The 20,493-nt window shown below is 67.8% G+C and carries 21 protein-coding genes; 13 read left to right on the top strand and 8 right to left on the bottom strand.

The window, feature by feature from the left end; genetic code table 11:
- Nucleotides 1-58 precede the first annotated feature (58 nt).
- The gene (locus AB0P21_RS23730) at nucleotides 59-484 is read left to right on the top strand and encodes a CBS domain-containing protein (protein ID WP_363699321.1); all 426 of its coding nucleotides are present in this window, start codon (nucleotides 59-61) and stop codon (nucleotides 482-484) included.
- A 38-nt stretch (nucleotides 485-522) separates the two neighbouring features.
- Nucleotides 523-1,215 carry a hypothetical protein gene (locus AB0P21_RS23725; protein WP_363699320.1) on the top strand — a complete coding sequence of 231 codons (693 nt, stop codon included), beginning with the start codon at nucleotides 523-525 and terminating at the stop codon, nucleotides 1,213-1,215.
- Nucleotides 1,216-1,264: 49 nt separating this feature from the next.
- On the opposite strand, the gene AB0P21_RS23720 is transcribed toward AB0P21_RS23725, so the two are convergent.
- The 4 genes from AB0P21_RS23720 to AB0P21_RS23705 form a co-directional block, all read right to left on the bottom strand.
- Nucleotides 1,265-2,974, bottom strand: a complete 1,710-nt coding sequence (locus AB0P21_RS23720; protein WP_363699319.1) for a S8 family serine peptidase — start codon at nucleotides 2,972-2,974, stop codon at nucleotides 1,265-1,267.
- Between the two features lie 129 nt (nucleotides 2,975-3,103).
- Nucleotides 3,104-3,514 (bottom strand): DUF4190 domain-containing protein, encoded by a 411-nt coding sequence (locus tag AB0P21_RS23715; RefSeq protein ID WP_363699318.1) that lies wholly within the window; start codon nucleotides 3,512-3,514, stop codon nucleotides 3,104-3,106.
- Nucleotides 3,515-3,533: 19 nt separating this feature from the next.
- Nucleotides 3,534-4,886, bottom strand: a complete 1,353-nt coding sequence (locus tag AB0P21_RS23710) for a pitrilysin family protein (protein WP_363699317.1) — start codon at nucleotides 4,884-4,886, stop codon at nucleotides 3,534-3,536.
- Nucleotides 4,883-6,172, bottom strand: a complete 1,290-nt coding sequence (locus AB0P21_RS23705) for a pitrilysin family protein (protein WP_363699316.1) — start codon at nucleotides 6,170-6,172, stop codon at nucleotides 4,883-4,885. Before AB0P21_RS23705 ends, AB0P21_RS23710 begins: the two co-directional genes overlap by 4 nt.
- Nucleotides 6,173-6,201: 29 nt before the next feature.
- Between AB0P21_RS23705 and AB0P21_RS23700 the strand changes: the two genes are divergently transcribed.
- Nucleotides 6,202-6,831: a hypothetical protein gene (locus AB0P21_RS23700; RefSeq protein WP_363699315.1), complete on the top strand. Its 630-nt coding sequence runs from the start codon at nucleotides 6,202-6,204 to the stop codon at nucleotides 6,829-6,831.
- Here AB0P21_RS23700 and AB0P21_RS23695 read toward each other — a convergent pair.
- The 4 genes from AB0P21_RS23695 to AB0P21_RS23680 all read right to left on the bottom strand — a co-directional run bounded on the left by AB0P21_RS23695 (nucleotide 6,828) and on the right by AB0P21_RS23680 (nucleotide 11,204).
- The gene (locus AB0P21_RS23695; protein WP_363699314.1) at nucleotides 6,828-7,655 is read right to left on the bottom strand and encodes a carbohydrate ABC transporter permease; all 828 of its coding nucleotides are present in this window, start codon (nucleotides 7,653-7,655) and stop codon (nucleotides 6,828-6,830) included. The genes AB0P21_RS23700 and AB0P21_RS23695 overlap by 4 nt on opposite strands.
- Complete coding sequence (locus tag AB0P21_RS23690) at nucleotides 7,652-8,587, bottom strand: sugar ABC transporter permease (protein WP_363699313.1); 936 nt, start codon at nucleotides 8,585-8,587, stop codon at nucleotides 7,652-7,654. Before AB0P21_RS23690 ends, AB0P21_RS23695 begins: the two co-directional genes overlap by 4 nt.
- A 25-nt stretch (nucleotides 8,588-8,612) precedes the next feature.
- Complete coding sequence (locus AB0P21_RS23685; RefSeq protein ID WP_363699312.1) at nucleotides 8,613-10,007, bottom strand: extracellular solute-binding protein; 1,395 nt, start codon at nucleotides 10,005-10,007, stop codon at nucleotides 8,613-8,615.
- A 180-nt stretch (nucleotides 10,008-10,187) separates the two neighbouring features.
- A complete protein-coding gene (locus AB0P21_RS23680; protein ID WP_363699311.1) occupies nucleotides 10,188-11,204 on the bottom strand; it encodes a hypothetical protein in 1,017 nt (338 codons plus the stop codon).
- Nucleotides 11,205-11,312: 108 nt separating this feature from the next.
- Here AB0P21_RS23680 and AB0P21_RS23675 point away from each other — a divergent pair, with 108 nt between their 5' ends.
- The 10 genes from AB0P21_RS23675 to AB0P21_RS23630 all read left to right on the top strand — a co-directional run bounded on the left by AB0P21_RS23675 (nucleotide 11,313) and on the right by AB0P21_RS23630 (nucleotide 20,420).
- Complete coding sequence (locus AB0P21_RS23675; RefSeq protein WP_363699310.1) at nucleotides 11,313-11,924, top strand: TetR/AcrR family transcriptional regulator; 612 nt, start codon at nucleotides 11,313-11,315, stop codon at nucleotides 11,922-11,924.
- A gap of 42 nt (nucleotides 11,925-11,966) precedes the next feature.
- Nucleotides 11,967-12,194, top strand: coding sequence for a hypothetical protein (locus AB0P21_RS23670; protein WP_363699309.1), 228 nt, complete (start codon nucleotides 11,967-11,969; stop codon nucleotides 12,192-12,194).
- Between the two features lie 193 nt (nucleotides 12,195-12,387).
- Nucleotides 12,388-13,671, top strand: a complete 1,284-nt coding sequence (locus tag AB0P21_RS23665) for an MFS transporter (protein WP_363699308.1) — start codon at nucleotides 12,388-12,390, stop codon at nucleotides 13,669-13,671.
- Nucleotides 13,672-13,705: 34 nt separating this feature from the next.
- On the top strand, nucleotides 13,706-14,857 hold the full coding sequence (locus tag AB0P21_RS23660) for a radical SAM protein (RefSeq protein ID WP_363699307.1): 1,152 nt from the start codon (nucleotides 13,706-13,708) through the stop codon (nucleotides 14,855-14,857).
- 1 nt (nucleotide 14,858) lies between these two features.
- Nucleotides 14,859-15,113 (top strand): phosphopantetheine-binding protein, encoded by a 255-nt coding sequence (locus AB0P21_RS23655; protein ID WP_363699306.1) that lies wholly within the window; start codon nucleotides 14,859-14,861, stop codon nucleotides 15,111-15,113.
- 26 nt (nucleotides 15,114-15,139) lie between these two features.
- Nucleotides 15,140-16,378 carry a hypothetical protein gene (locus AB0P21_RS23650; RefSeq protein WP_363699305.1) on the top strand — a complete coding sequence of 413 codons (1,239 nt, stop codon included), beginning with the start codon at nucleotides 15,140-15,142 and terminating at the stop codon, nucleotides 16,376-16,378.
- Nucleotides 16,368-17,318: a Gfo/Idh/MocA family oxidoreductase gene (locus AB0P21_RS23645; RefSeq protein WP_363699304.1), complete on the top strand. Its 951-nt coding sequence runs from the start codon at nucleotides 16,368-16,370 to the stop codon at nucleotides 17,316-17,318. Before AB0P21_RS23650 ends, AB0P21_RS23645 begins: the two co-directional genes overlap by 11 nt.
- A complete protein-coding gene (locus tag AB0P21_RS23640; protein ID WP_363699303.1) occupies nucleotides 17,315-18,211 on the top strand; it encodes an aminoglycoside phosphotransferase family protein in 897 nt (298 codons plus the stop codon). The genes AB0P21_RS23645 and AB0P21_RS23640 overlap by 4 nt, the downstream gene beginning before the upstream one ends.
- On the top strand, nucleotides 18,208-19,245 hold the full coding sequence (locus AB0P21_RS23635; protein ID WP_363699302.1) for a hypothetical protein: 1,038 nt from the start codon (nucleotides 18,208-18,210) through the stop codon (nucleotides 19,243-19,245). The genes AB0P21_RS23640 and AB0P21_RS23635 overlap by 4 nt, the downstream gene beginning before the upstream one ends.
- Nucleotides 19,242-20,420, top strand: a complete 1,179-nt coding sequence (locus tag AB0P21_RS23630; RefSeq protein ID WP_363699301.1) for a hypothetical protein — start codon at nucleotides 19,242-19,244, stop codon at nucleotides 20,418-20,420. The genes AB0P21_RS23635 and AB0P21_RS23630 overlap by 4 nt, the downstream gene beginning before the upstream one ends.
- The last annotated feature ends 73 nt before the right edge of the window (nucleotides 20,421-20,493 follow it).

Below are 20,493 nucleotides of genomic sequence, written 5' to 3'. Positions count from 1 at the left end.
CACTGGTTTCATTCGCTACCTTTGGGTATTGGGCTCCGAACCATCACCAGGAGGCTCCGTGAAGATCAACGACGTACTGCGCGGCAAAGGCAACCAGGTCGTCACCATCTCCCCAGAAGCCACCGTCACCGAACTCCTCGCGCTCCTGGCCGAGCACAACGTGGGCGCGGTAGTGGTCAGCGGCGACGGGAGCGCGGTGAACGGCATCGTCTCCGAGCGGGACGTGGTCCGGCTGCTGCACGGCACGCCGGAGGCCGGCGACGTCCGGGTCAGCGCGATCATGACCGAGCAGGTGCACACCTGCGGACCGGACGACCTCGTCGACCACTTGATGCGGCTGATGACGGACCGCAGGATCCGGCACGTCCCGGTGGTCGTCGACGGCGCCCTGACCGGCATCGTCAGCATCGGCGACGTGGTCAAGACCCGGATCGGCGAGCTCGAGTTCGAACGCGAACAACTCTCCAACTACATCTCCGGCTGAGCCAGGCCGCTGCTCCCTGGCCGGTCTAGATTCCGTCCATGGAGCCGACACCACCCCACCAGCAGCCACAAAAACCCCCGGCGGGCACCAACCCGCCGGGGTACGGCGCGCCCCCGGCCTATCCGGCCTACCCGCAGTACCCGGGGACGAACGAGCTGCCCCACCACACCGGCTCCGGCGGGACCAGCAACCTCGCCGTCTTCGGCTTCGTCGTCAGCCTGGTCGGCGGTTTCGTGATCGGCGCCGTGATGTGCATCGTCGCGCTCAACAAGATCCCGCTGAACAACCAGCGCGGCAAGGGGTTCGCGATCGCCGGTCTGGTGATCGGCACGCTCTGTATCGCCGCCATCGGCGCCGCGGTGGTCTTCGGTGACGACGAGCCCGACCGCGACGCCTCCGGACAGGTCACCGCCACCCAGATCACCCGGCCCGACAAGCTCCGGGTCGGCGACTGCGTGACGGAGCTCAAGGAGGGTGAGGTCAAGGGCATCACGGTCAAGCCCTGTGACGGTCCCAACGGCGGCAAGGTGTTCGCCGTCTTCGATCTCCCGGCCGGCGACTGGCCCGGGCTCGCCTCGGTCCAGGCCGATGCCGAGAAGGGCTGCACCACCCGGTTCACCGCCTCGAAGCAGCCGGCCGCGACCCCGTCGGACGTCTTCTTCCTGCATCCGAGCGAGGCCGGCTGGGCGCTCGGCGACCACGGCGCCACCTGCCTGTTGACTCCGCAGTAACGAAAACGGGCCCGGCACTTGGAGGTGCCGGGCCCATCACTCGATCAACTCAGTAGCGAGTCACTGCCGCGTAGGCATCGATGATGCCGTGGCCGTAGAACCCGTTGAACGTCCGCGGCCCCTCACAGAGCGCGTCGAACTCCGCCGGGCGTCCCTCGTTCACGTAGGTCTGCAGGCGCGGCGTCGGGCAGGCACGCTTCTGCGCGCTGTCCAGCAGGATCTGCCGCACCTTGTCCGGCGCCAGGCCGAACGAGTTGTGCGATCCCTTCTTGCCGTACTCGCTGACGATCAGCGCGGCCACACCGGCCGTGTGCGGCGACGCCATCGACGTGCCCTGCAGCCAGTTGTAGTAACCGCACTTGGTGTAGTCCGTGACACCGGCCGCACACTGCTTCTGTACGCCGCCCGCCACGCCGGCCTCGGTGATCGCGCCGGCCGCGTCGACCAGCCCGAGCACCTGCAGCTTGTTCACCGGGTAGGTGGACAGGATCAGGTTCTCGTTGACCCGGTGGTCCGGAGTACCGAAGTAGTCGCGGAACCAGCCACCCGGCGCCGCCACGTCGATCTGCTCGGTGCCGTAGTTGGAGTAGTCCGACTTCTTGCCCGACGGGCCGAGCGCCGAGACGCCGATCACGTGCGGGCCCTCGACCGGCAGGTCGACACAGGTCGCGTTGTCGATCGGCCGCGGGTACGCCGGAACGTCGCCGAAGTCGGGGCTGGAGATGTCGGTCCGCGGCTTGCCCAGGTCCTCGTGGTTGTTGCCGAGCGACCCGACCAGCGTGACGCCCTTCTTGTGCGCGTAGTTCAGGGCCCGGTTGACGGCCGCGATGGTGGCGCGCTGCTCGGCCTGCGCCTCCGGGCTGTCGGCCGGGTTGGCGACGCAGTTGTACAGCCACGGGTCGATGTAGAAGGACATGTTGACCACGTCCAGGCCGACGTCACCGGCGTAGGTGAGCGCGTCCAGCACCGGGCCGAGGAAGACGAAGCCGCTGTCCTGGCCGCCGCGGATCTCGACCAGCGACACGTTCGGCGCGACCCCGGAGACCCCGAAGCCGTTCAGCGCGGCGCCGATCGTGCCGGCCACGTGGGTGCCGTGGCCGGAGTCGTCCCAGCCGACCGGGTCGACACAGCCGCGGAACTCGCACGGCCCGTCGATCTCGGGCAGGTCGGCCGCGAAGTTGCGGGACAGGTTCCAGTCGAAGTTCGGCGCGATGTCGGGGTTGCGGGCGTCGATGCCGGAGTCCAGCACGCCGACCTTGACCACCTTCTTGCCCGGGTGCTTGGCGTGCGCCAGGTCGGCCCGGATCATCCGCAGGCCCCACAGCTGCGCGTCCAGCGGGTCGGCGGTCTTGTTCTTGGCCGCCTTCTTCGCGGCACTCTTGCCCTTGGCAACGGCACCGAGGTGCTCCTGCTCGACCTTGTTCGGCGATGCCTGCGGCAACTGACCGATCGGCCGGGCCCGGGCGGTGCCGTCGACGGCGGGTGACTTGGACATCCGGGTGACGAACCCGGAGTCGGCGGCCCGGACGGTGATGGTGCCCAGGTTCGTGTTCTCCTTGACCACCGATCCCCCGGCGGCCTGGACCGCGGCCAGTGCCTGGGCGTGGTCGGCCCCCGCCTTCACCAGCACCAGGTACTCCGTGGTGCCCCCGGCAACCGCCGTCGTACCGGCGCCGGCGGTGACCGGAACGGCCAGCGCGCCGGCCAGTAGCGCGATCGCGCCAGTGGCCGCGCACAACGATCTACGGACGTCTCTCACGAGTGGATCCCCTCCCTGAAGTGAGTCTGACCCGGCCACGCTAAGCGTGCCCGGGCCTGACCACCAGAGGTCGAGGAGAGACCGACGTTGTCAGAAGTGACAAGCAAACGAATGACCGGATCGGTCCGGTCAGCTGCTGGTGGCGACCAGCGCGAAGAAAAAGATGGCGCCGACGGCCAGAATCCCCAGCACCATCAGCACGGTGCCGATGATGCCCATGATCTGGCCCGCCACCGCCATCCCCCGGTTGCTGTACACACCGGGTTGCGCGTCGATCTCAGCGAGTGCCTGGTTGCCCTTCCACCAGGCGATCGGCGACAGCACGACGAACATGGTCGCCAGTCCGAGCAGCCCCAGCACCATCGCGAGTGTCGCGCTGCTGTTGTCTCGCCGCACGCCGTACGCCGGCTGCGGATACCCGTAGCCGGGCTGCAACTGGTACTGCGTGGGCGCGGGGCCCTGTTGCCCGTACTGCGCCGGGAGGTCCTGCGGCGTACTGTCCCGCGGTGGGATGTCCTGGGGCCGCTCGTCGAACGACATACCTACTGCTCCTCTGTGGTCAGCTCAGCTCGGTGAGGTCGCCGAGCCCGAGCTCGGTGAGCTGGGAGCGAACGTCCTTCGCCTCACCTACGACGACCACCAGCAGCCCGTTGGTTCCGACGTACCGGCGATAGGCCTCGGTGGCCGACTCGGCGGTGGTCGCGGCGATCTGGGCCAGGTAGGTGTCGGCGAAGTCGAGCGGTACGCCGACGGCGATGTTGCTGCCGACCTGCTGCGCGATCGAATCGGCCTGCTCGTAGCGCAGCGGGGCCGTCCGGATCAGGCTGTCCTGCGCCTCCTGCACCTCGCGCGCGGTCAGACCGTCGCGGGCCTCGCGGAGGATCTTCAGCGCGTCGGCGATCGCGGCACCGGTCACCTCGGTGCGGACCGCGCCGCCCAGGCTGAAGGTGCCGCCCTTGCGAGGCGCGTTGAAGCTGGTGCGGGTGCCGTAGGTGTAGCCCTTCTCCTCGCGCAGGACGGTGTCGACCCGGGAGGTGATGGTGCCGCCGACAACGTGGTTGGCGACCGCGGCCGCGCCCCAGATGTCTTCGCGGCGATCCGGTCCGGGGCAGCCGATCAGCAGCTGGCTCTGGACCGAGCCGGGCCGGTCCACGAGCACCAGCTTGTCGCCTGCGATGTAGAGCGGCTCGGGGGTCTCGATCGCTGCGCCGGCGTCCGAGGCCCAGTCACCGAACGCCTCGTCGACGATCGCGGCCACGTCGACACCAGTGGCGTCACCCGCGAACAGGATCTGCGCCCGGGCCGGTCCGATGTTCGCCCGATAGAACTCGGCGACCTGGACATTGGTCAGCGGCCGGATCGTGTCCGGCGTACCGGCGGTGGGGCGGGACCGGCGCGACGACGGATCGAACAGGTTCGCCGCGAAGGCCTCGCGGGCGCGGTACCCCGCGTTCGCGCGCTCCTGGTTGATCTCGCCGAGCCGGATCGTCACGTGCCGGCCGACATCGGCTGAGTTGAAGGCCGGCCGGGTGATCGCCTCGGCGAGCAGCTTGACCGCCGGAGCGAGCTGCGAGGTCGGGACCGAGATCTCCACGTGCAACGCGTCGGAGCTGACATCCACCCCGTACGCCGCGCCGTGCCGCTCGAGCGCCGCGGCGAACTCGTTGGCCGACTTCAGCTCGGTGCCCTCGTCGAGCGTGCGGGACATGATCGTCGCGACACCCTCGAGCTCCCGCGGCTCGACGGCCAGCGGCATGGCGACGGTGACGCGCACGGTGGCGACGTACTGCCCCGGGCGGTCGAACACGTGCACCGGAGTACCGGTTCGGGTGGTCGTGGTGGTCGCGACCGGGAACTGCCACGGCCGCGGCGGCGCAACGGCGGGCGGTGTGGTCAAGGCCTGGCTGCTCATTCCTGCTCCCCTGCTGCTTCTGTCTGACGGCGGTACGTGACCTGCACCCGAGCTTCGGCGCGGATCCACTTGGCAGCCGCTGCCTGTACTTCGTCCGCCGTCACCGCGCGGATCTCGTCGATCCTGGTGTTGATCCTGTTCGGGTCACCGAACAACAGCGCGTGATGCGAGATCTCATCGGCCCGCCCACCACAAGTGGCGAGCTGCTCCAGCCAGTCCCGCTCGGCCTGTGCCTTGACAGTCTCCAGCTCATCGGCCGTGACTCCGTCAGCAGCGAGCTTCTCGACCTCCTCGGCCAGCGCGTCCTCGACCTGCTGCAGCTCGACTCCGTCCGACGCGATCCCGGTCAGCGTCCCGAACGAGACCCCACCGATCAACGGCAGCGCGCCACCCGACACCGACTGCGCGATCTGCTCGTCGCGCACCAGCCGGCGGTTGAGCCGCCCACTCTGCCCACCAGCCAGCACGTCGAGCGCGAGCGCCGCGGCGTCCAGCTCCGGCGTCCCGTCGACGGGCAGCCGGAACATCATCGTGATCAGGTCGGACGGGACGTCCGCGACGACGTCGTCGCGGAACACCCCCTCCAGCGGCCCGAGCGTGCCGTCCGGTGCGGGCGGCGGCGTCGGGATCGCCGGCAGATGCCCGAAGTACCGCTTGGCGGCGTCGAAGGCGTCCTCTTCGGCGACGTCACCGACGATCGTCAGGACGGCGTTGTTCGGGCCGTAGTACTTGCGGAAGAACGCGTGCACGTCCTCGACGGCGGCCGCGTCGAGATCGGCCATCGAGCCGATCGTCATGTGCGCGTACGGGTGGCCTTCGGGGAACAGCAGCCGGACCAGCCGCTCGTACGAGTCGCCGTACGGGCGGTTGTCGTAGCTCTGCCGCTTCTCCTCCTTCACCACGTCGCGCTGGTTGTCGAGGTTCTCCAGGTTGACCGCGTCGAGCAGGTAGCCCATCCGGTCCGCCTCGAGCCAGAGCGCCAGCTCCAGGCCGCCGCTGGGCAGCGACTCGAAGTAGTTCGTCCGGTCGAAGAAGGTGCTCGCGTTCAGGCTGGCCCCGACCGCCTCCAGCAGCGAGAAGTGCTGCCCCGACTCGACGTTGCGCGATCCCTGGAACATCAGGTGCTCGAACAGGTGCGCGAACCCGGTCAGACCGGGCGGCTCGTGCCGCGACCCCACGTCGTACCAGAGGTTCACCGACACGATCGGGACGTTCCGGTCGGAACTGACGATGACCCGCAGACCGTTGTCCAACGTCTGCTCAGCAAGCGGATAGTTCAGCGGCATGGAACCACCCTACGTGCCATGCTGAACCGATGCGGCTCCTGTTCGTCGGCAACAGCTTCACGGCGCGCAACAACCTGCCCGGCCTGCTGGCCACTCTCGCCGCCGAGCGCGGCATCACCGTCGAGCACCGGCTGATCTCGGCCGGCGGCGCCTCCCTGCGCCAGCACCTGAACGCCGGCAAAGCCCTCACCGAGCTTGCCACTGGCAACTACGACACCGTTGTGCTGCAGGAACAGAGCACTCTCCCGGGGAAGAACCCGGCCCGCTTCCACGAGAACGTCCGCGACTTCCACACCGCGATCACCGAGACCGGCGCCAGCACCGCGCTCTACATGACCTGGTCACGCAAGAACCAGCCGCAGGCCCCGCTCACCACCGCCTACGCCACCATCGCCGCCGAGCTGGGCGCGACCCTGATCCCCGCCGGCCTGATCTGGCAGCACTTTCAAACGACCCACTCAGCGCCGGCTCTGCACGACGCCGACAACTCCCACCCCGCCCTGGCAGGCACCTACCTGACTGCCTGCGTCTTCCTCATCACCCTGCTGCACGTCGACCCGAGCGACCTCGCGGTACCGATCAAAGGCCTCAGCAACGAAAACGCAGACCTCCTCCGCCACGCGGCGTGGGAGATCTGCGAATCGTTGGCTGGGAACTAACCCTTGATCGCGCCACCCAGCGCGAACGCGCCGCCGAGCTTCCGGCTCAGCAGCAGGTAGAGCAGCAGCACCGGCATCGTGTAGATCAGCGAGTACGCCGCCAGCTGGCCGTAGTTCGGTTCGCCGTACTGGCCGAAGAAGGTGAAGATGCTCACCGAGGCGGGCAGCCGCTCAGGCGAGAGCAGCAGCATGAAGGGGACGAAGAAGTTCCCCCACATCCCGATGAAGGTGAAGATCAGCACCACCGCGATCCCCGGCCACATCAGCGGCAGCACGATCCGGTAGAGCGCCTGCATGTTGCTGGCGCCGTCCACCCAGGCCGCCTCCTCCAGCGAGATCGGCACCCCGTCCATGAACGTCTTGGTCAGCCAGATCGCGAACGGCAGCGACGAGGTCGCCATGAACATGATCGTGCCGCCGAGGGTGTCCACCAGGTTGAGCTGGACGAACAACCCGTAGACCGGCACCATCACCGCGGTGATCGGCAAGCCGGTGCAGAACAACACGGTCAGCAGGAACGGCCGGTTGAACTTCGTCTTGAACCGGGACAGGGGATACGCCGCCAGCACGGCGCAGATCATCGTCAGGATCGCCGACCCGCCGCACAGCACGATCCCGTTCAGGACCGGCCGGTACGTCGTGTCGGTGTTCAGCACCGCCTTGAAGTTGGCGAAGGTCGGGCTGGTCGGCAGCTCGACCCGCAGCCCCGCCGTCCGGTTGACCGAGGCGAACAGCACCCACAGCAACGGGAGGACGAACAGGATGCCGAGGGCCAGCAGGATGAGGTTCGCGGTCAGCTTGCTGACCCGGTCCCGGGCGATCATGCGGCCTCCGAGTTCAGTCCACGTAGGTAGATCAGTGAGAACACCGCGCCGATGGCGAGCATCACCAGCGCGATCGCGGTGCCGTAGCCGATCTGGGAGAAGCTGAACGCCTGCTCGTACATGTACAGCGGCAGCGTCTGGCTCTTGGTCCCGGGCCCACCGCGGGTCATCGCGAAGATCAGCCCGAACACGCTCAGCGTCTGCAGCGTGATCAGCATCAGGTTGGTCATGATCGCGCGGCTGATCATCGGCAGCGTCACGTAGACGAGCCGGCGGACACCGGCGGCGCCGTCCATCTCGGCCGACTCCTCGATCTCCTTCGGCACCTCGCTCAACGCCGCCGAGTAGACCAGCATCGAGAACGCCGTACCGCGCCAGATGTTGGCCAGCGACACCGCGATGATCGGTGCCGCGTACAACCAGTCCTGCCCGGGCAGCCCGACCTTGTGCAGGATCACGTTCAGGGTGCCCTCTTCGTTGAAGAACGCACTGAGCAGGTACGCCGCCACCACCTCGGGCAGCACCCAGGCGCCGATCACCGCGGTACCGACGAAGTTCCGCACGTACTTCGTGGAGCGGCGCATCAGCAGCGCCAGGCCGAGGCCGAGCGAGTTCTGGCCGATGATCGCCGAGATCAGCGTGAAGACCAGGGTGAGCCAGATCGAGTTGGTGAAGGCGCTGCTGCCGAACGCCTTGCGGAAGTTGTCCAGCCCGATGAACTCGACGTTGGCCGCACCGGTCCCGGTCAGCGCCATGTTGGTGAACGCGGCGTAGACGCAGTACAGGATCGGGCCGGCCAGGAAGACCAGCATCAGCCCGATGGCCGGTGCCAACGGCAACATCTTCACGGCTTTGGCGCCGCGCGGTGGCCCGCTCCGGCCGGCAGGCTTGCTGCCGGTCGGAACGGGCACGGCGGGAGCAGTAGTCGTCACAGGGGAATCCCTTCGATCGCTCCGCTTACTGACCGGCGGTCGTCTTGTCCTTGCCGACGATGCCCTCGACCGCCTCGTCGTAGTTCTTGGCGGCCTCCTCGGGCGACGACTGACCGGTCATCACGGCTTCCATCGCGGTGATGATCTCGTTGGAGACCTTCGGGTACTCCGGCAGCGCCGGGCGGTACACCGTCACCGAGACGAGGTCGGTGAAGAACTGGGTGCTCTTCGACGACGACTTGTACCCGGCGTCCTGCGCGACGTCCTTGCGGACGGCGATCTGCGCGCCGTCGGTCGCGTACTTGGTCGCGTTCTTCTGCGTCTGCAGCGACTGGATGAACTTCCAGGCCGCGTCCGGAGCCTTCGACTTGGCCGGGATCGCCCAGGTCCAGCCACCGGACAGGCTGACCTTGCCCTTGCCGCTGCCGTCCTGCGACGGCATCGCGGCCTGGCCGAGCACCTCGGACCACTGCGGCCACGGCTTCGCGCCGGTCTTCAGCCAGTTGCTGTAGACCCACGAGCCGTCCAGCGCGATCGCCAGCTTGTTGTTCGGCAGCAGTTCGGTGCCGACCTTGCTGCCCATGTTCGGGTCCAGCGCCTGCTTCGGCGTGGGGGCCAGGCCCTCGGTGTAGATGGTCTTGATGAAGTTCAGCGAGTCCTTGAAGCCCTGGCTGCCGACGACCCACTTCTTCTGGTCGAAGTTGTACAGCGGGTCCTTGGTGCCGTAGAGCAGCATCTCGAAGCCCTGCATGGCCGAGGCCTCGCCCATCGGCTTACCGGAGTACACGTTCAGCGGTACCACGCCGGGCAGCTTCGACTTGAGCGTCCGCGCGGTGGTCAGCACGTCGTCCCAGGTCTTCGGCTGCCAGTCCTCCGGCAGCCCGGCCTGCTTGAAGAGCTGCTTGTTGTACCAGAGCGCACGCGTGTCGGTGCCGTCCGGAATGCCGTAGGTCTTGCCGTCCTGGCCCTTCGCGGCGCCCTTGGCGGTGTCCTCGAACTGGTTCCAGTCACCCCAGTCCTTGATGTAGTCGTCGAGCGGCTTCAGGTACCCCGCGGTGATGTCGGAGTTGATCAGGAAGGTGTCCTCGTAGACGATGTCCGGCGCGGTGTTCGGCGAGCGCATCATCAGCTGGAGCTTGGTGTAGTAGTCGTTCTCACTCGCCACGATCGGCAGGATCTCGACCTTCGAGCCGGGGTTCGCGGCCTCGTACTCGGTCTTGGCGCCGGTGAGGAAGGTCTTCATCACCGTGCCGGGCCCCCATTGCTGGTAGGCGATCTTGATGTTCGCCGGGCCGGCGCTCTGCCCGCCGCCCGCGTCCGGCGTCTTGGTCGTCGATCCCTGGCTGCAGGCCGAGACCCCCAGCAGGAGCGCGCCGACGGCTAGTGCACCCGCTCGCTTGAAACCGTTTTTCATGGCCATCACGTCCACCTTCGGGCAATCGTTGTCATCCCGGTACCACCGCTCAAACCCCCTGGGCTTTCCGTGACCGTAGGAGGCCCAGACCAATGAAGTCAATGGTTGAGAGACAACGTTGTCGCCGCCGTGACGCCGTTGCGCGGAGACCGGCCCGTAACGATCCGGTCACCGCGCCGTCATGTGTCAGACGGTAACGGCCGACGCCTCCCGACGAGCCTGTACGACGCGCGCGCCGCGGCTGCGGGTCGCGCCGATTCCACAGAGCACGAGACCGAAGGCGAGCCAGCAAGCAAGCACCAGGAACGACTGGGCCGAACCGGCGCCGTCGAAGAAGCTCACCGAGCGGAGCGCAGTACCGGCGGCTCCTGGTGGCAGCAGTTGGCCGAGTGTTCCCCAGCCGCTGGGCAGCATCTCGGGAGCGCTCATCATACCGGAGAGCGGGTTGCCGAGCAGCATCATCGTCGCCGCGCCCAGGCCGAGCCCGACCGCGCCGAACAGCCACTCCAACCCGAGCAGGGTGAGCGAGATCGCGCCGATCGACATCGCGATCACGCCGGCGTTGGCGAGGTAGTTGCCCTCGAGCGAGCCGAGCCAGAACTGCAGGACCGCGGCCAGCGCGAGCGCTCCGGTGACCGCGAACGTGATCGCCCCGGCCATCCGCCGGCCGCCACCCTGCACCAGCTGGGTCAGCATCGCGGCGGCAGCGATCCCTCCGAGGACCAGCGGCAACGCGCCGCCGGCAAGCCCTGCACCCCGCGGATCATCCGCGGGCAGCGGTACTACGTCGGTCACCTTCAACTGCGGGCTCTCGGCTGCGAGCTTGCTCGATAGCTGCGTCAGGATCTGCGCGATGGCCGGGCCGCCCGCCGAGGCCGTGAGGACCTCCGGAGCCGTCTGATCGAGCACGATCGCGCCGTACACATCACGGTTCTCGATCGCGTCGACCGCCGCCGCCCGATCGTTCACCGCGGTGATCTCGAAGGCGCCGGGCATCGCCTGCTCGAGAGCGCCCTGCACCTGCGCGACCGCCTGGGCCGGACCAGCGACGGCCAGCGGAACATCCCGCGGCGCCGAGCGCGCGGACGGCCAGGCGAACGCGATCAGCAGTACGGTCAGCACCGCGGTCAGCAGCACGACGACCGCCGGCACCGGCGGACGACGGCGTTCCTCGACGACGGCTTGGTCCGGGTCCGTGGACATCTCTGGTCAGCTCCTTCTCAAAAACCGAATGATCGTTCTTTATCGATTCCGAGCGTGACGGGTGCTGCCGAAGTTGTCAAGAACGGACATTCGTTTTATGTTCTCGGTATGCCCAAGGTCACCGACGAACACCGCGCGAACCGCCGCCTCGAGATCCTGGCGGCGGCACGCACCTGCGTCGGGCGGCAGGGCTTCCACAAGACGACGATGGCCGACGTGATCAGCCAGTCCGGACTGTCGGCCGGCGCGGTCTACGGCTACTTCAAGAGCAAGGACGACATCGTCGCGGCGATCGCCGACGAGGTGCTGAGCTCGGTCGACGAGCTCTTCCAGGGCATCCTGGCGAGCGAGGCGCCGCTCTCCCCCGCCGCCGCGCTGCGGGCGACCCTGGACCACATCCTCGAGATCGCCGCGCGGCCGGGCGGCGACATGACGAGAGTCGCCATCCAGGCCTGGGCCGAGGCGCTGCACAACGACGCGATCATGGCGACCGCTTCCTCGAAGTACCGGATGTTGCGCGGGCACTTCGCCGCCGTCGCCAGACGAGGCCAGGCCGACGGCACGATCGACCGCGAAGCAGACCCAGAGCAGGTGGCCCAGGTCCTCTTCGGCATGATCCCCGGCTTCCTGCTCCAGCGCCTGCTGCTGGGCGACGTCACTCCCGCCAGCTACTCAGCCGGCCTTGCCGCGCTGCTCTCAGCACCGAACGCCCGCAGCTAGCCGGGGAACGATCGCCACCCTCTCCACGTCCTTCGAGTGGAGGTGAGCCCGATCGACGACATCTGGATCCTGCTGCTCAGCCTGGCCGTGGTGGCCGGCTTCCTCTGGCTGCTCTGGCGCGCCGCGGCCCGCGCACGACGGCGTGGCATCGGCGTCTCGATGATGGGCCCGTTCGACCAGATGTTCCGCCCGACCGCCGCCGAGTCGCACCTCGAGATCCAGGTCCAGCAGGAGCACAAGAAGCCGATCGGATCACCCGAGGATCTCTGACCCGGCGAAAACTGAAGGCTTCTACCACTTCGCGACTGTCCGCGATCGAGTTGTGACGGAGGGCTTGAGACTCGGGACTTACCCGGTTAGGTTGTGCCGAGCCGCTTATTTCAGACCTTGAACTAAGCGACATTTCAGGTAGCGCACGGTCAGATCAGGCAGCACGCAACGGCGCTGGGGAGTCGGAGGTGCGATGCGTACGAGCGTCGGGACAGCTCCGCCCGGAGCGGACTTCCGCTGGTACTGGGGTAGTCAGACGGCGAGCTTCGTCGGCGACCGGTTGACCGGTTTCGCCGTACCGAGCATCGCCATCCTGACCCTGAACGCGTCCAGCGCCGAGGTCGGCGTGCTGTCCGCGATCGGCTGGCTGGCCTACCCGACCCTCGGCCTGGTCGCCGGCGCCGCGCTCACCCACATCCCCCGCCGCAAGGTGATGATCACCGGCGAGCTGATGCGCTTCGCCGTCTTCGCCACCGTCCCGCTGGCCGCGCTCGCGGGCTGGGTCACCATCCCCCAGCTCCTGATCGTCGTAGCAGTCGCCGGCATCGCGACGGTCTTCGTGGACATCGCCGGTCAGTCCTACCTGCCGGTCGTGGTCCCACCGGGCGGTCTGGTCGGCGCCAACGCCAACCTCCAGTCCTCCGACAGCCTGTCCAAACTGATCGGCCCCGCCCTGGCCGGCCTGGCCCTCAAAACCACCGGCCCGTACGTCGGTCTGCTCCTCAGCGCGCTCCCCTTCCTGGCCTCAGCCCTCGCCCGCACCAGAATTCGGACCACCGAGCCCAGCGCCATCCCACCCCGCGAGCGAAGCGCAGCGGAACCCGGCGCATCCCCATCCCGTGCTGCACCATCGCCGCAGGCGATGGTGCAGCGGATAGTCGTCGGCTTTCGGTTCGTGATGGACCACCAGGTACTGAAACCCCTGGTACTCGGCGCCGCCGCGCGCAGCTTCGGCACCGGCATGGTCGACGCGGTGCTGCTGCTCTTCGCGTACCGCGTACTCGGCCTGTCCAGTCTGCAAGGCGGACTGCTGATCGCCGCCGGCTCGATCGGCGGTCTGCTCGGCGCGTTCGCCGCCAACCGCCTGGTCGCCCGGATCGGCGCCAGGCGCACCCTGCTGCTGACCGGCCTGGAAGGCGTGTTCTGGCTGGCGATCCCGCTCTGCCTGCTCTTCGCCCCCGCTGTCGTCCTGGTGGTGATCCGGGTCTGCGCCTCGATCTGGTCGCCGGTCTGGAACGTCCTCACCACCAGCATCCGCCAGGACCTGACCCCACTCGCGTTGCAGAGCAGTGTGCACGCGACCGCTCGCACCCTGACCTCGTCCACCGTCCCGCTCGGCGCCATCACCGGCGGCCTGGCGGGCGGCGTACTGGGCGATCACCTGGGCACGTCCACCGGACTCGTCCTCGTCCTCGCGACGGGAGGTGTGATCGCCGGAGCCAGCGTGCTGTCGATCGGGAGAACCAGCCACATCTGAGGGAGATCGTATGCGCCCCACTACGACGCGAACCTTGAACAGCAAAGAGTTCGCGGACATCAAACACACCGTGTCCATCCGCTCGAAGGCCCGCAAGAACCTGCTGCTGGACCCCAGCTACGCGGCGCCGCTGCCACAGGAGGTCAGCCTGCAGCTGACCTATCGCTGCAACCTGCGCTGCACGCACTGCTACCAGTGGAACGAGCAGGGCTTCTTCCGCGACTTCAGCGCCCAGAAGCAGAAGACTGAGCTCGACCTGGAGGTGATCGAGGACGTACTGCGCACGACCGCGCCGGTCCGCTCGAAGCTGTTCCTCTGGGGCGGCGAACCGCTGATGCACACCAAGTTCGACCAGGTCGCGGACCTGCTGGTGAAGTATCCGCGGACCGTCAACATGTGCACCAACGGCCTGCTGTTCAAGCGCAAGCTCGACGACCTGCTGAAGATCGGCGAGAACCTCAACCTGCTGGTCAGCCTGGACGGTCTGGGCGAGGACCACGAGGCGCTGCGCGGCCGCGGCACCTTCAAGCGCACGATGGAGAACATCCAGCTGATGCTGGACCTCAAGCGCAAGGGCGAGTGGGACGGCGAGCTGTCGCTGTCCTGCATGGTCAGCCACGTCACCGTGCACAAGATGTACGAGTTCATGGAGTGGGCCGAGGAGCTCGGCGTCAACACCGTCTACTTCCAGTTCCCCTGGTACATCAGCCCTGAGGTCGCCGAGTCGATGGACCGGCTGTACGACCAGTCGTTCGCCTGGCTGAAGCCGAGCACCGACACCAAGAAGCCGACCTGGCACAGCTACACCTACCAGCTGCCCGCCGACCAACTGCCGGCGCTGCGCGACTCGATGACCCGGCTGGCGTCGCGGGCCTGGAACGTGCGGCTGCGCTACCAGCCGCAGCTCGAGGACGACGAGGTCACCGACTTCATCCTCGGTACGTCGCGGCCGGCCCAGCACCGCAGCAAGTGCCTCGCGGTCTCGAACCGGATGGAGGTGCACGCCGACGGCGCGGTCAGTTCCTGCAAGTTCTTCCCGGAGTTCGTGGTCGGCAACCTGTACGACCAGTCGGTGGACGAGTTGTGGCAGAGCCACTCGTTCAAGGAGGTCCGCCGGATCATGTCCGAGAACGGCATGATGCCGGTCTGCTCGAAGTGCATTCTCCTTTATCTGAACGGAGTCTGAGGTGGAGATCGAAGAACGCGTCAAGGTCGTGCTGGCCAGGGTGCTGGACAACGGCGTCACCGCCGAGGAGATCGGGTCGGAGGCCGACCTGGTCGAGCAGTACGGGCTGGACTCGCTGCAGACCATCACCTTCCTGCTGGCGATCGAGGACGAGTTCAACCTCGAACTCGACTACCCCAACCTGCAGCTCGACGACCTCCGCTCCGTCCGCCAGTTCAGCAGCTTCGTCGCCCGGCTGGCCGCACCGGTGCAATGACGGCCGGATCAGCACCAGCACGGGTAGTGCGGCTGGGAACGTTCGACGCCGAGTCCTGGTGGCGTCCGGCCGACCTGGCCGCACTCCCGGCGATCAGCGGCGGAAGCAGCGACCCCGCCGTCGACGCGATGGACGAACTGCTGGCCGGCTTCTGCGACCCGGGCGACCTGCTGATCACCCGACGACCGATGGCGGCGGCGGTCCGCGAAGGGCTCGCCGCCGCCTTCGGCACGCAGTTCGACCACCTGGCGCTGGGCGACCCCGGACCAGGACCGGTCGAGCGGCACGTGCTGGCCGATCAGCGGGTGATGAACGCGATCCGCGGCGCCCGGATCGCGCCGTACGCCGTACTGCCGGAGACCTGGACGCTGGCGGAACAACAGCTGCCAACTCCGGAAGTAGTTGCCCAGGTCAACTCCAAGTCCTGGTCCAACGAGCTGGTCCGGCGGCTCGGCCTGCCCGGCGCCGGCCGGCTCGTGCACACCGTCGACGACCTGGTCGATGCCGTCGTCACGACTGATTTCAAGGCTCTGATCAAAGACCCGTACGGCGTCTCCGGCCGCTCGCTGCTCGAGGTTCCCACCCCCGGCATCCTCAAGGCGATCGAGCGAGTACTCCGTCGCCAGGTCGATGCCGGTCAGCGGGTCGAGCTCGTCGTCCAGGAGAAGTTCGCCAAGCAGCACGACTTCTCCGGCCACTTCCACCTCGACCGAGGCGGAGACTGGGAGTTCCTCGGCATCCAGCAGATGACGAACCGCGGCTTCCGGCACTTCGGCTCCAGCCCTGCCACCCCGGCGCTGATCGACGAAGGCTGGTACGCCGAAACCCTCGCCGAGGTGATGCCGGCCCTCACCGACGCGGGCTACTGGGGTCCGGTCGGCATCGACTCGATGCTGCTCGACGACGGTACCGTCGTCCCGGTCCTGGAGATCAACGCCCGCCAATCACTCGGCCTGCTCGCCATCCGCCTCGATCGCCAGGCCCAGCGCCACGGCCTGACCGGCCACCTCTGGCAGCTGGAGCTCAACCTCGATCCCGGCCGGACCGTCCACGACCTACTCGATGCCTTCAGCAACATCCGGTACGACGGCAACGCCCGCCCCGGCGTCACGGTGCTCAACGGGAGCACCCTGGCGGCACCCGGCGGCCGCGTCCACGTCGCCATTTTCTGCGCTGCCGGTGAGATCCACCGGTGGCGGCAACGCCTGCTGACCGAAGTGATCTCGGCCGGCCTGACACCACGAGGGATGACCGATGCCGCTTGAGATCGGCTTGATCGGAGCCACCGGGATCGCCGAACGCACCCTGCTCGACCAGGGGGCCGGCGTGCACGCAGTCGCCGCGAGCGATCCCGTCCGCGCCAAGGAGTACGCCACCAAGCACGACATTCCGGTCGTGCACGAGACCTATTCGGCCCTGCTGGCCGATCCGGAGATCGACGCCGTCTACATCTCCCTGCACAACTCCGCCCACCACCGCTGGGCGGTCCGCGCCGCGGTCGCCGGCAAGCACGTGATCGTCGAGAAACCGCTGTGCCTGACCGCCGACGAGGCGGCCGAACTCTCCTTCGCCGCAACGGATGTGAAGGTGTTCGAGGCAGTCGCGACGATCGGCCATCCGTGGCAGCAGACCGTCCACGACTTCATCCACGAGGAGCCGTACGGCCCGTTGCTCACGGCCACCACCCGGGTGACCTTCGCGGTCCCCGCACCGGGCGGGTACCGCGACCAGCCGGAGCTCGGCGGCGGCATCTTCTTCGATGCGGCGAGTTACTGGCTGCAGGCCGTCCAGGCAACCATCGGCCTGGACCCGGTCACCGCCGAGGGCCACTCGGAGTTCGACGGCCCCAATGGAGTGGACCGCTCGTTCGAGGCGAAGTTGCGCTGGGCCACCGGCGTCGAGGCGACCCTGACCGCCGAGGTCGGCCCGCAGCATGTCTCGGACCACGTCTTCACCTTCGAGCGCGCGACGGTCAAGCTGAGGAACTTCCTCCGCCCGGTCGCCGGCGCGGTCCCGCTCAACCTGATCGTCACCCCCACCGAGGGCGACCGGCAGGTGATCGGCTTCCCGGCGGTCGCGTACTACGAACGCCAGCTGGCCCGGATCCTCGACAGCACCACCGACGACCTGGCGGCCGCCGTCCCGCGGATCATCCTGATGGACGAGATCTACGCCGACGCCCGACGCCGCAAGGAGAACGGATGAGCAGCAAGCGCCGGCTCGATGACCACGCCGTGATCGAACTCCTGAAAGAGGCCGGCATCGACGCCGGCAGCGGCCTGGAGATCACCGAACTCACCGAGGGCACCTTCAACACCGTCTACCGGATCGGCGCCGACCTCGTCCTCAAGGTCTCCCCCGACCCCACGGCACCGGTTCTGACCTACGAACAGGACTTGATTCACACCGAGTCCCTCTTCTACCAAGCAGCCCGCGGCAAGGCCCCGGTCCCCGAGGTCGTGCACACCGGCGCCGACCATCTCCTGATGACGGCGCTGCCCGGCACGACGATGCAAGGCGTGTCCGGCCCCGAACGAGCCACCCTGCGGCGCGAGCTCGGCGGCATCGTCGCGACCCTGCACGAGGTGACCGGTGCAGGATTCGGCTATCCCCAGAAGGGATTGGTCCCGACCTGGAGCGCCGCCTTCCTGTCGATGATCGACGACGTCCTCGCCGACGCCAGCAGGTTCGCCGTCAAGCTGCCCCGCCCGCCCGAGCAGATCCGTCAACTGGTCCTCGAACGCTTCGAACTGCTGGACGAGGTCAAGACGCCACGGCTGATCCACTTCGACCTCTGGGACGGCAACATCCTGGTCGAGGACGGCCGGATCACCGGCCTGGTCGACGGCGAGCGCGCGTTCTGGGGCGACCCGGTCGCCGAGTTCGTCTCGCTGACCTTGTTCAGCACTTCCATCGATCCCGAGCTCTTGGCCGGCTACGGCGACCTGGAGCCCGGCGAGACGCTGTCGCTGTACCGGATCTACCTCTACCTGATCATGCTGATCGAGGGCACCCCTCGCCGGTACGAAGGTCCGGATCACGAGGCGATGGTGAAACTGATCCTTCGGCACCTGACCAAAGAGCTGGATCGACTGTGATCGAGGTCCTGACCTCTGGCGTCGCCCTCGGCGTCCACGTCCCCGGGCTGCTGCTGGCCGACCGGCTCAAGGAGCAAGGCGCTGCCGCGCACGTCTCGGTGCTCGAGCGCCTGATGCCACCCGAGACCCTCGCCACCACGGCCCGCTCCAAGCAGGCGTTCCACCGCAACTTCCGGATCGCCCTGGCCGGGCAGCAGCTCGCCCGCGACGCTTCGATCTCCACCGAGGAGGCCGCTGTCGCCGCACTGCTCGACAGCTGGCACGAGCGACAGGTGACCCGGTTCGTCGTCTTCTCCGGCTTCTGGCTCCCGCTGGTCGAGCAGTACGCAGCGCAGTACGGCGAAGTGCCTGTTGATGTGTGTCACGTGGACTCGGTGCAGTCGCCCTCGTTCGACAAGGCCGGGCCGACTTCCCTGCCTGTGCAGCACATCTGGCTGGCAGACGCCGACAACCTGACCATCCCCTGCAGCATCCCCGTCAGCCGCGACCAACCAGTCCCCTGGCGCGACAGAGACCAGCGGCTACTCGTACACGGCGGCGGCTGGGGCATGGGCACGTACCGCGAGCGAGTGGGCGACCTGCTCCAGGCAGGCTTCGAGTTGGACATGGTCGCCTATGAAGACCGGGACCTCTCCACCGACGGCGTGCGCTACTTCATGATCGACCCCGAGTGGCATCCGTGGCTCGACGACGGCTACCCGCCCTTCGGTGAGGTGCTCGCCGGCCGCCCGACCGCTTTCCACCAGCGCACCGGGCACCACGGCTCCTTCGACCTGTGCCGACAGGCGCTGGCGACAGTCAGCAAGCCAGGCGGTGGCACACTGCTCGACTCCCTGTGGTCCGCGACGCCGACAGTGCTGCTGGAACCTTTCGGCCCGCATGAGCAGCGCAATGCCGACCTGTGGATCGAACTGGGCTTCGGGATCTCGTTCGAGCAGTGGCAGCAGAAGGGGTTCGCCGTCGAGGTGCTGGAGGACCTGCACGAAGCACTGGTCGCCGCCGACGTCCCCGACTACTCCCAGGCGCTGCTGTGAACTACCCGACCTCGCTGTGGCAGACGTTCGCGCTGGAGATGGATGAGCGCCGTCCCGGCTTCGCCAAGGGCCCGTGGTTCACCATGAACACAGTGCTGTCCCTGGACGGCGACCTACGCCCCGACGTACTAGCTGACGCCTTTCACCAACTGCAGCAACGCCACGAGGTACTACGCACAGAGGTGCTCGACGACCGCCTCCAACTCGTCCACCCCAAGCCCCGCTCGGCACTGGAGGTAGTCGACGAGGTCGGCTCGCACTCACCGGTAGACCTCGACCGCCCGGTCCGGCTGCGCCTGGCAGGCAACCGACTCGCGCTGCACCTGCACCACATGGTGTCTGACCCCGCGACCCTCTGGGAGACAGTCAGCGAGCTGTCGGCTCTCTACACCGCCGCTCTCGCCGGGGAGTCGCTCGCGCCACCAGTAGCGCAGTACAGGGACTACTCCGCAGCAGAGGCGGAGCACGTACGCCGTACTCGCGCCGTAGCCGCCGACTGGTGGCACTCGCGAGTGAGGGACGCCAAGGTCTCCTCACAACCCAGCAACGGCTCCGGCCAACCCCTGGTCTTCCGAGACGACCTACTGAGCGCCGCTGAAGTCTCCCAAGTCGAGGACCTGACCCGGCGTCACCGCAGTACGCCGCTTGTCACCTACCTTGCCGCCCTCGCCCACGGGATGGAGCCGCACGTCGGCGCGGGCGACACGTTGCTGTTCACCACTCTGTTTGGCAAGCGCGACCGCCCCGCCTGGCAGCACCTGCTCGGCCCTTGCCTCGTCCCCTCCTACCTGGCGATCCCCCGCGGCACGGGCTCCCTAGACGCCGACGTAGCCGCGATGCGGGATGCAGTAGTCGGCTGCAGCCGCTACTCGCGCTACCCGGACTCGGAGATCTACGAGACGGTCAACAACCCGCAGCGGACGCCTTTCTTCGAGTACGTCCCGCAGCAATGGCCAGCAGGCTTTACCTTCGGCACGGTGAAAGCAGAGGTCGCCGCAGCAGCCGGGCCGAAGGACACCGGCCTCGCCGACGCCCTGGCGATCCGGGTGCGGACGAGAACGGACGGCGTACTGACAGGCCACTTCAGTGCCGACGGCACCGACTGGACCGACCCACTGGTCCAGCAGGTGCAGGCAGGCTTCCGCGACTACCTTCTCCGGGAAGAGGGGAGCTAGCACCACCCCCTGAGGCTCCCCAACTCCCTGGGGACAGCCGCCGCGTCTCCGTAGCGTCATTCCCGTCAGCAGG

It is taken from the genome of Kribbella sp. NPDC056861, assembly GCF_040687575.1.
Lineage (GTDB): Bacteria > Actinomycetota > Actinomycetes > Propionibacteriales > Kribbellaceae > Kribbella.
Note: the sequence above shows the minus strand (reverse complement) of the source record. Positions and strands in the feature narration are given on the sequence as shown.

Coding starts and splice junctions, on each gene's coding strand:
- AB0P21_RS23700 (WP_363699315.1), top strand. CDS start 6,202: ATGCGGCTCCTGTTCGTCGGCAACAGCTTCACGGCGCGCAACAACCTG.
- AB0P21_RS23680 (WP_363699311.1), bottom strand. CDS start 11,204: ATGTCCACGGACCCGGACCAAGCCGTCGTCGAGGAACGCCGTCGTCCG.
- AB0P21_RS23645 (WP_363699304.1), top strand. CDS start 16,368: ATGCCGCTTGAGATCGGCTTGATCGGAGCCACCGGGATCGCCGAACGC.
- AB0P21_RS23715 (WP_363699318.1), bottom strand. CDS start 3,514: ATGTCGTTCGACGAGCGGCCCCAGGACATCCCACCGCGGGACAGTACG.
- AB0P21_RS23665 (WP_363699308.1), top strand. CDS start 12,388: ATGCGTACGAGCGTCGGGACAGCTCCGCCCGGAGCGGACTTCCGCTGG.
- AB0P21_RS23710 (WP_363699317.1), bottom strand. CDS start 4,886: ATGAGCAGCCAGGCCTTGACCACACCGCCCGCCGTTGCGCCGCCGCGG.
- AB0P21_RS23685 (WP_363699312.1), bottom strand. CDS start 10,007: ATGGCCATGAAAAACGGTTTCAAGCGAGCGGGTGCACTAGCCGTCGGC.
- AB0P21_RS23640 (WP_363699303.1), top strand. CDS start 17,315: ATGAGCAGCAAGCGCCGGCTCGATGACCACGCCGTGATCGAACTCCTG.
- AB0P21_RS23705 (WP_363699316.1), bottom strand. CDS start 6,172: ATGCCGCTGAACTATCCGCTTGCTGAGCAGACGTTGGACAACGGTCTG.
- AB0P21_RS23725 (WP_363699320.1), top strand. CDS start 523: ATGGAGCCGACACCACCCCACCAGCAGCCACAAAAACCCCCGGCGGGC.
- AB0P21_RS23675 (WP_363699310.1), top strand. CDS start 11,313: ATGCCCAAGGTCACCGACGAACACCGCGCGAACCGCCGCCTCGAGATC.
- AB0P21_RS23695 (WP_363699314.1), bottom strand. CDS start 7,655: ATGATCGCCCGGGACCGGGTCAGCAAGCTGACCGCGAACCTCATCCTG.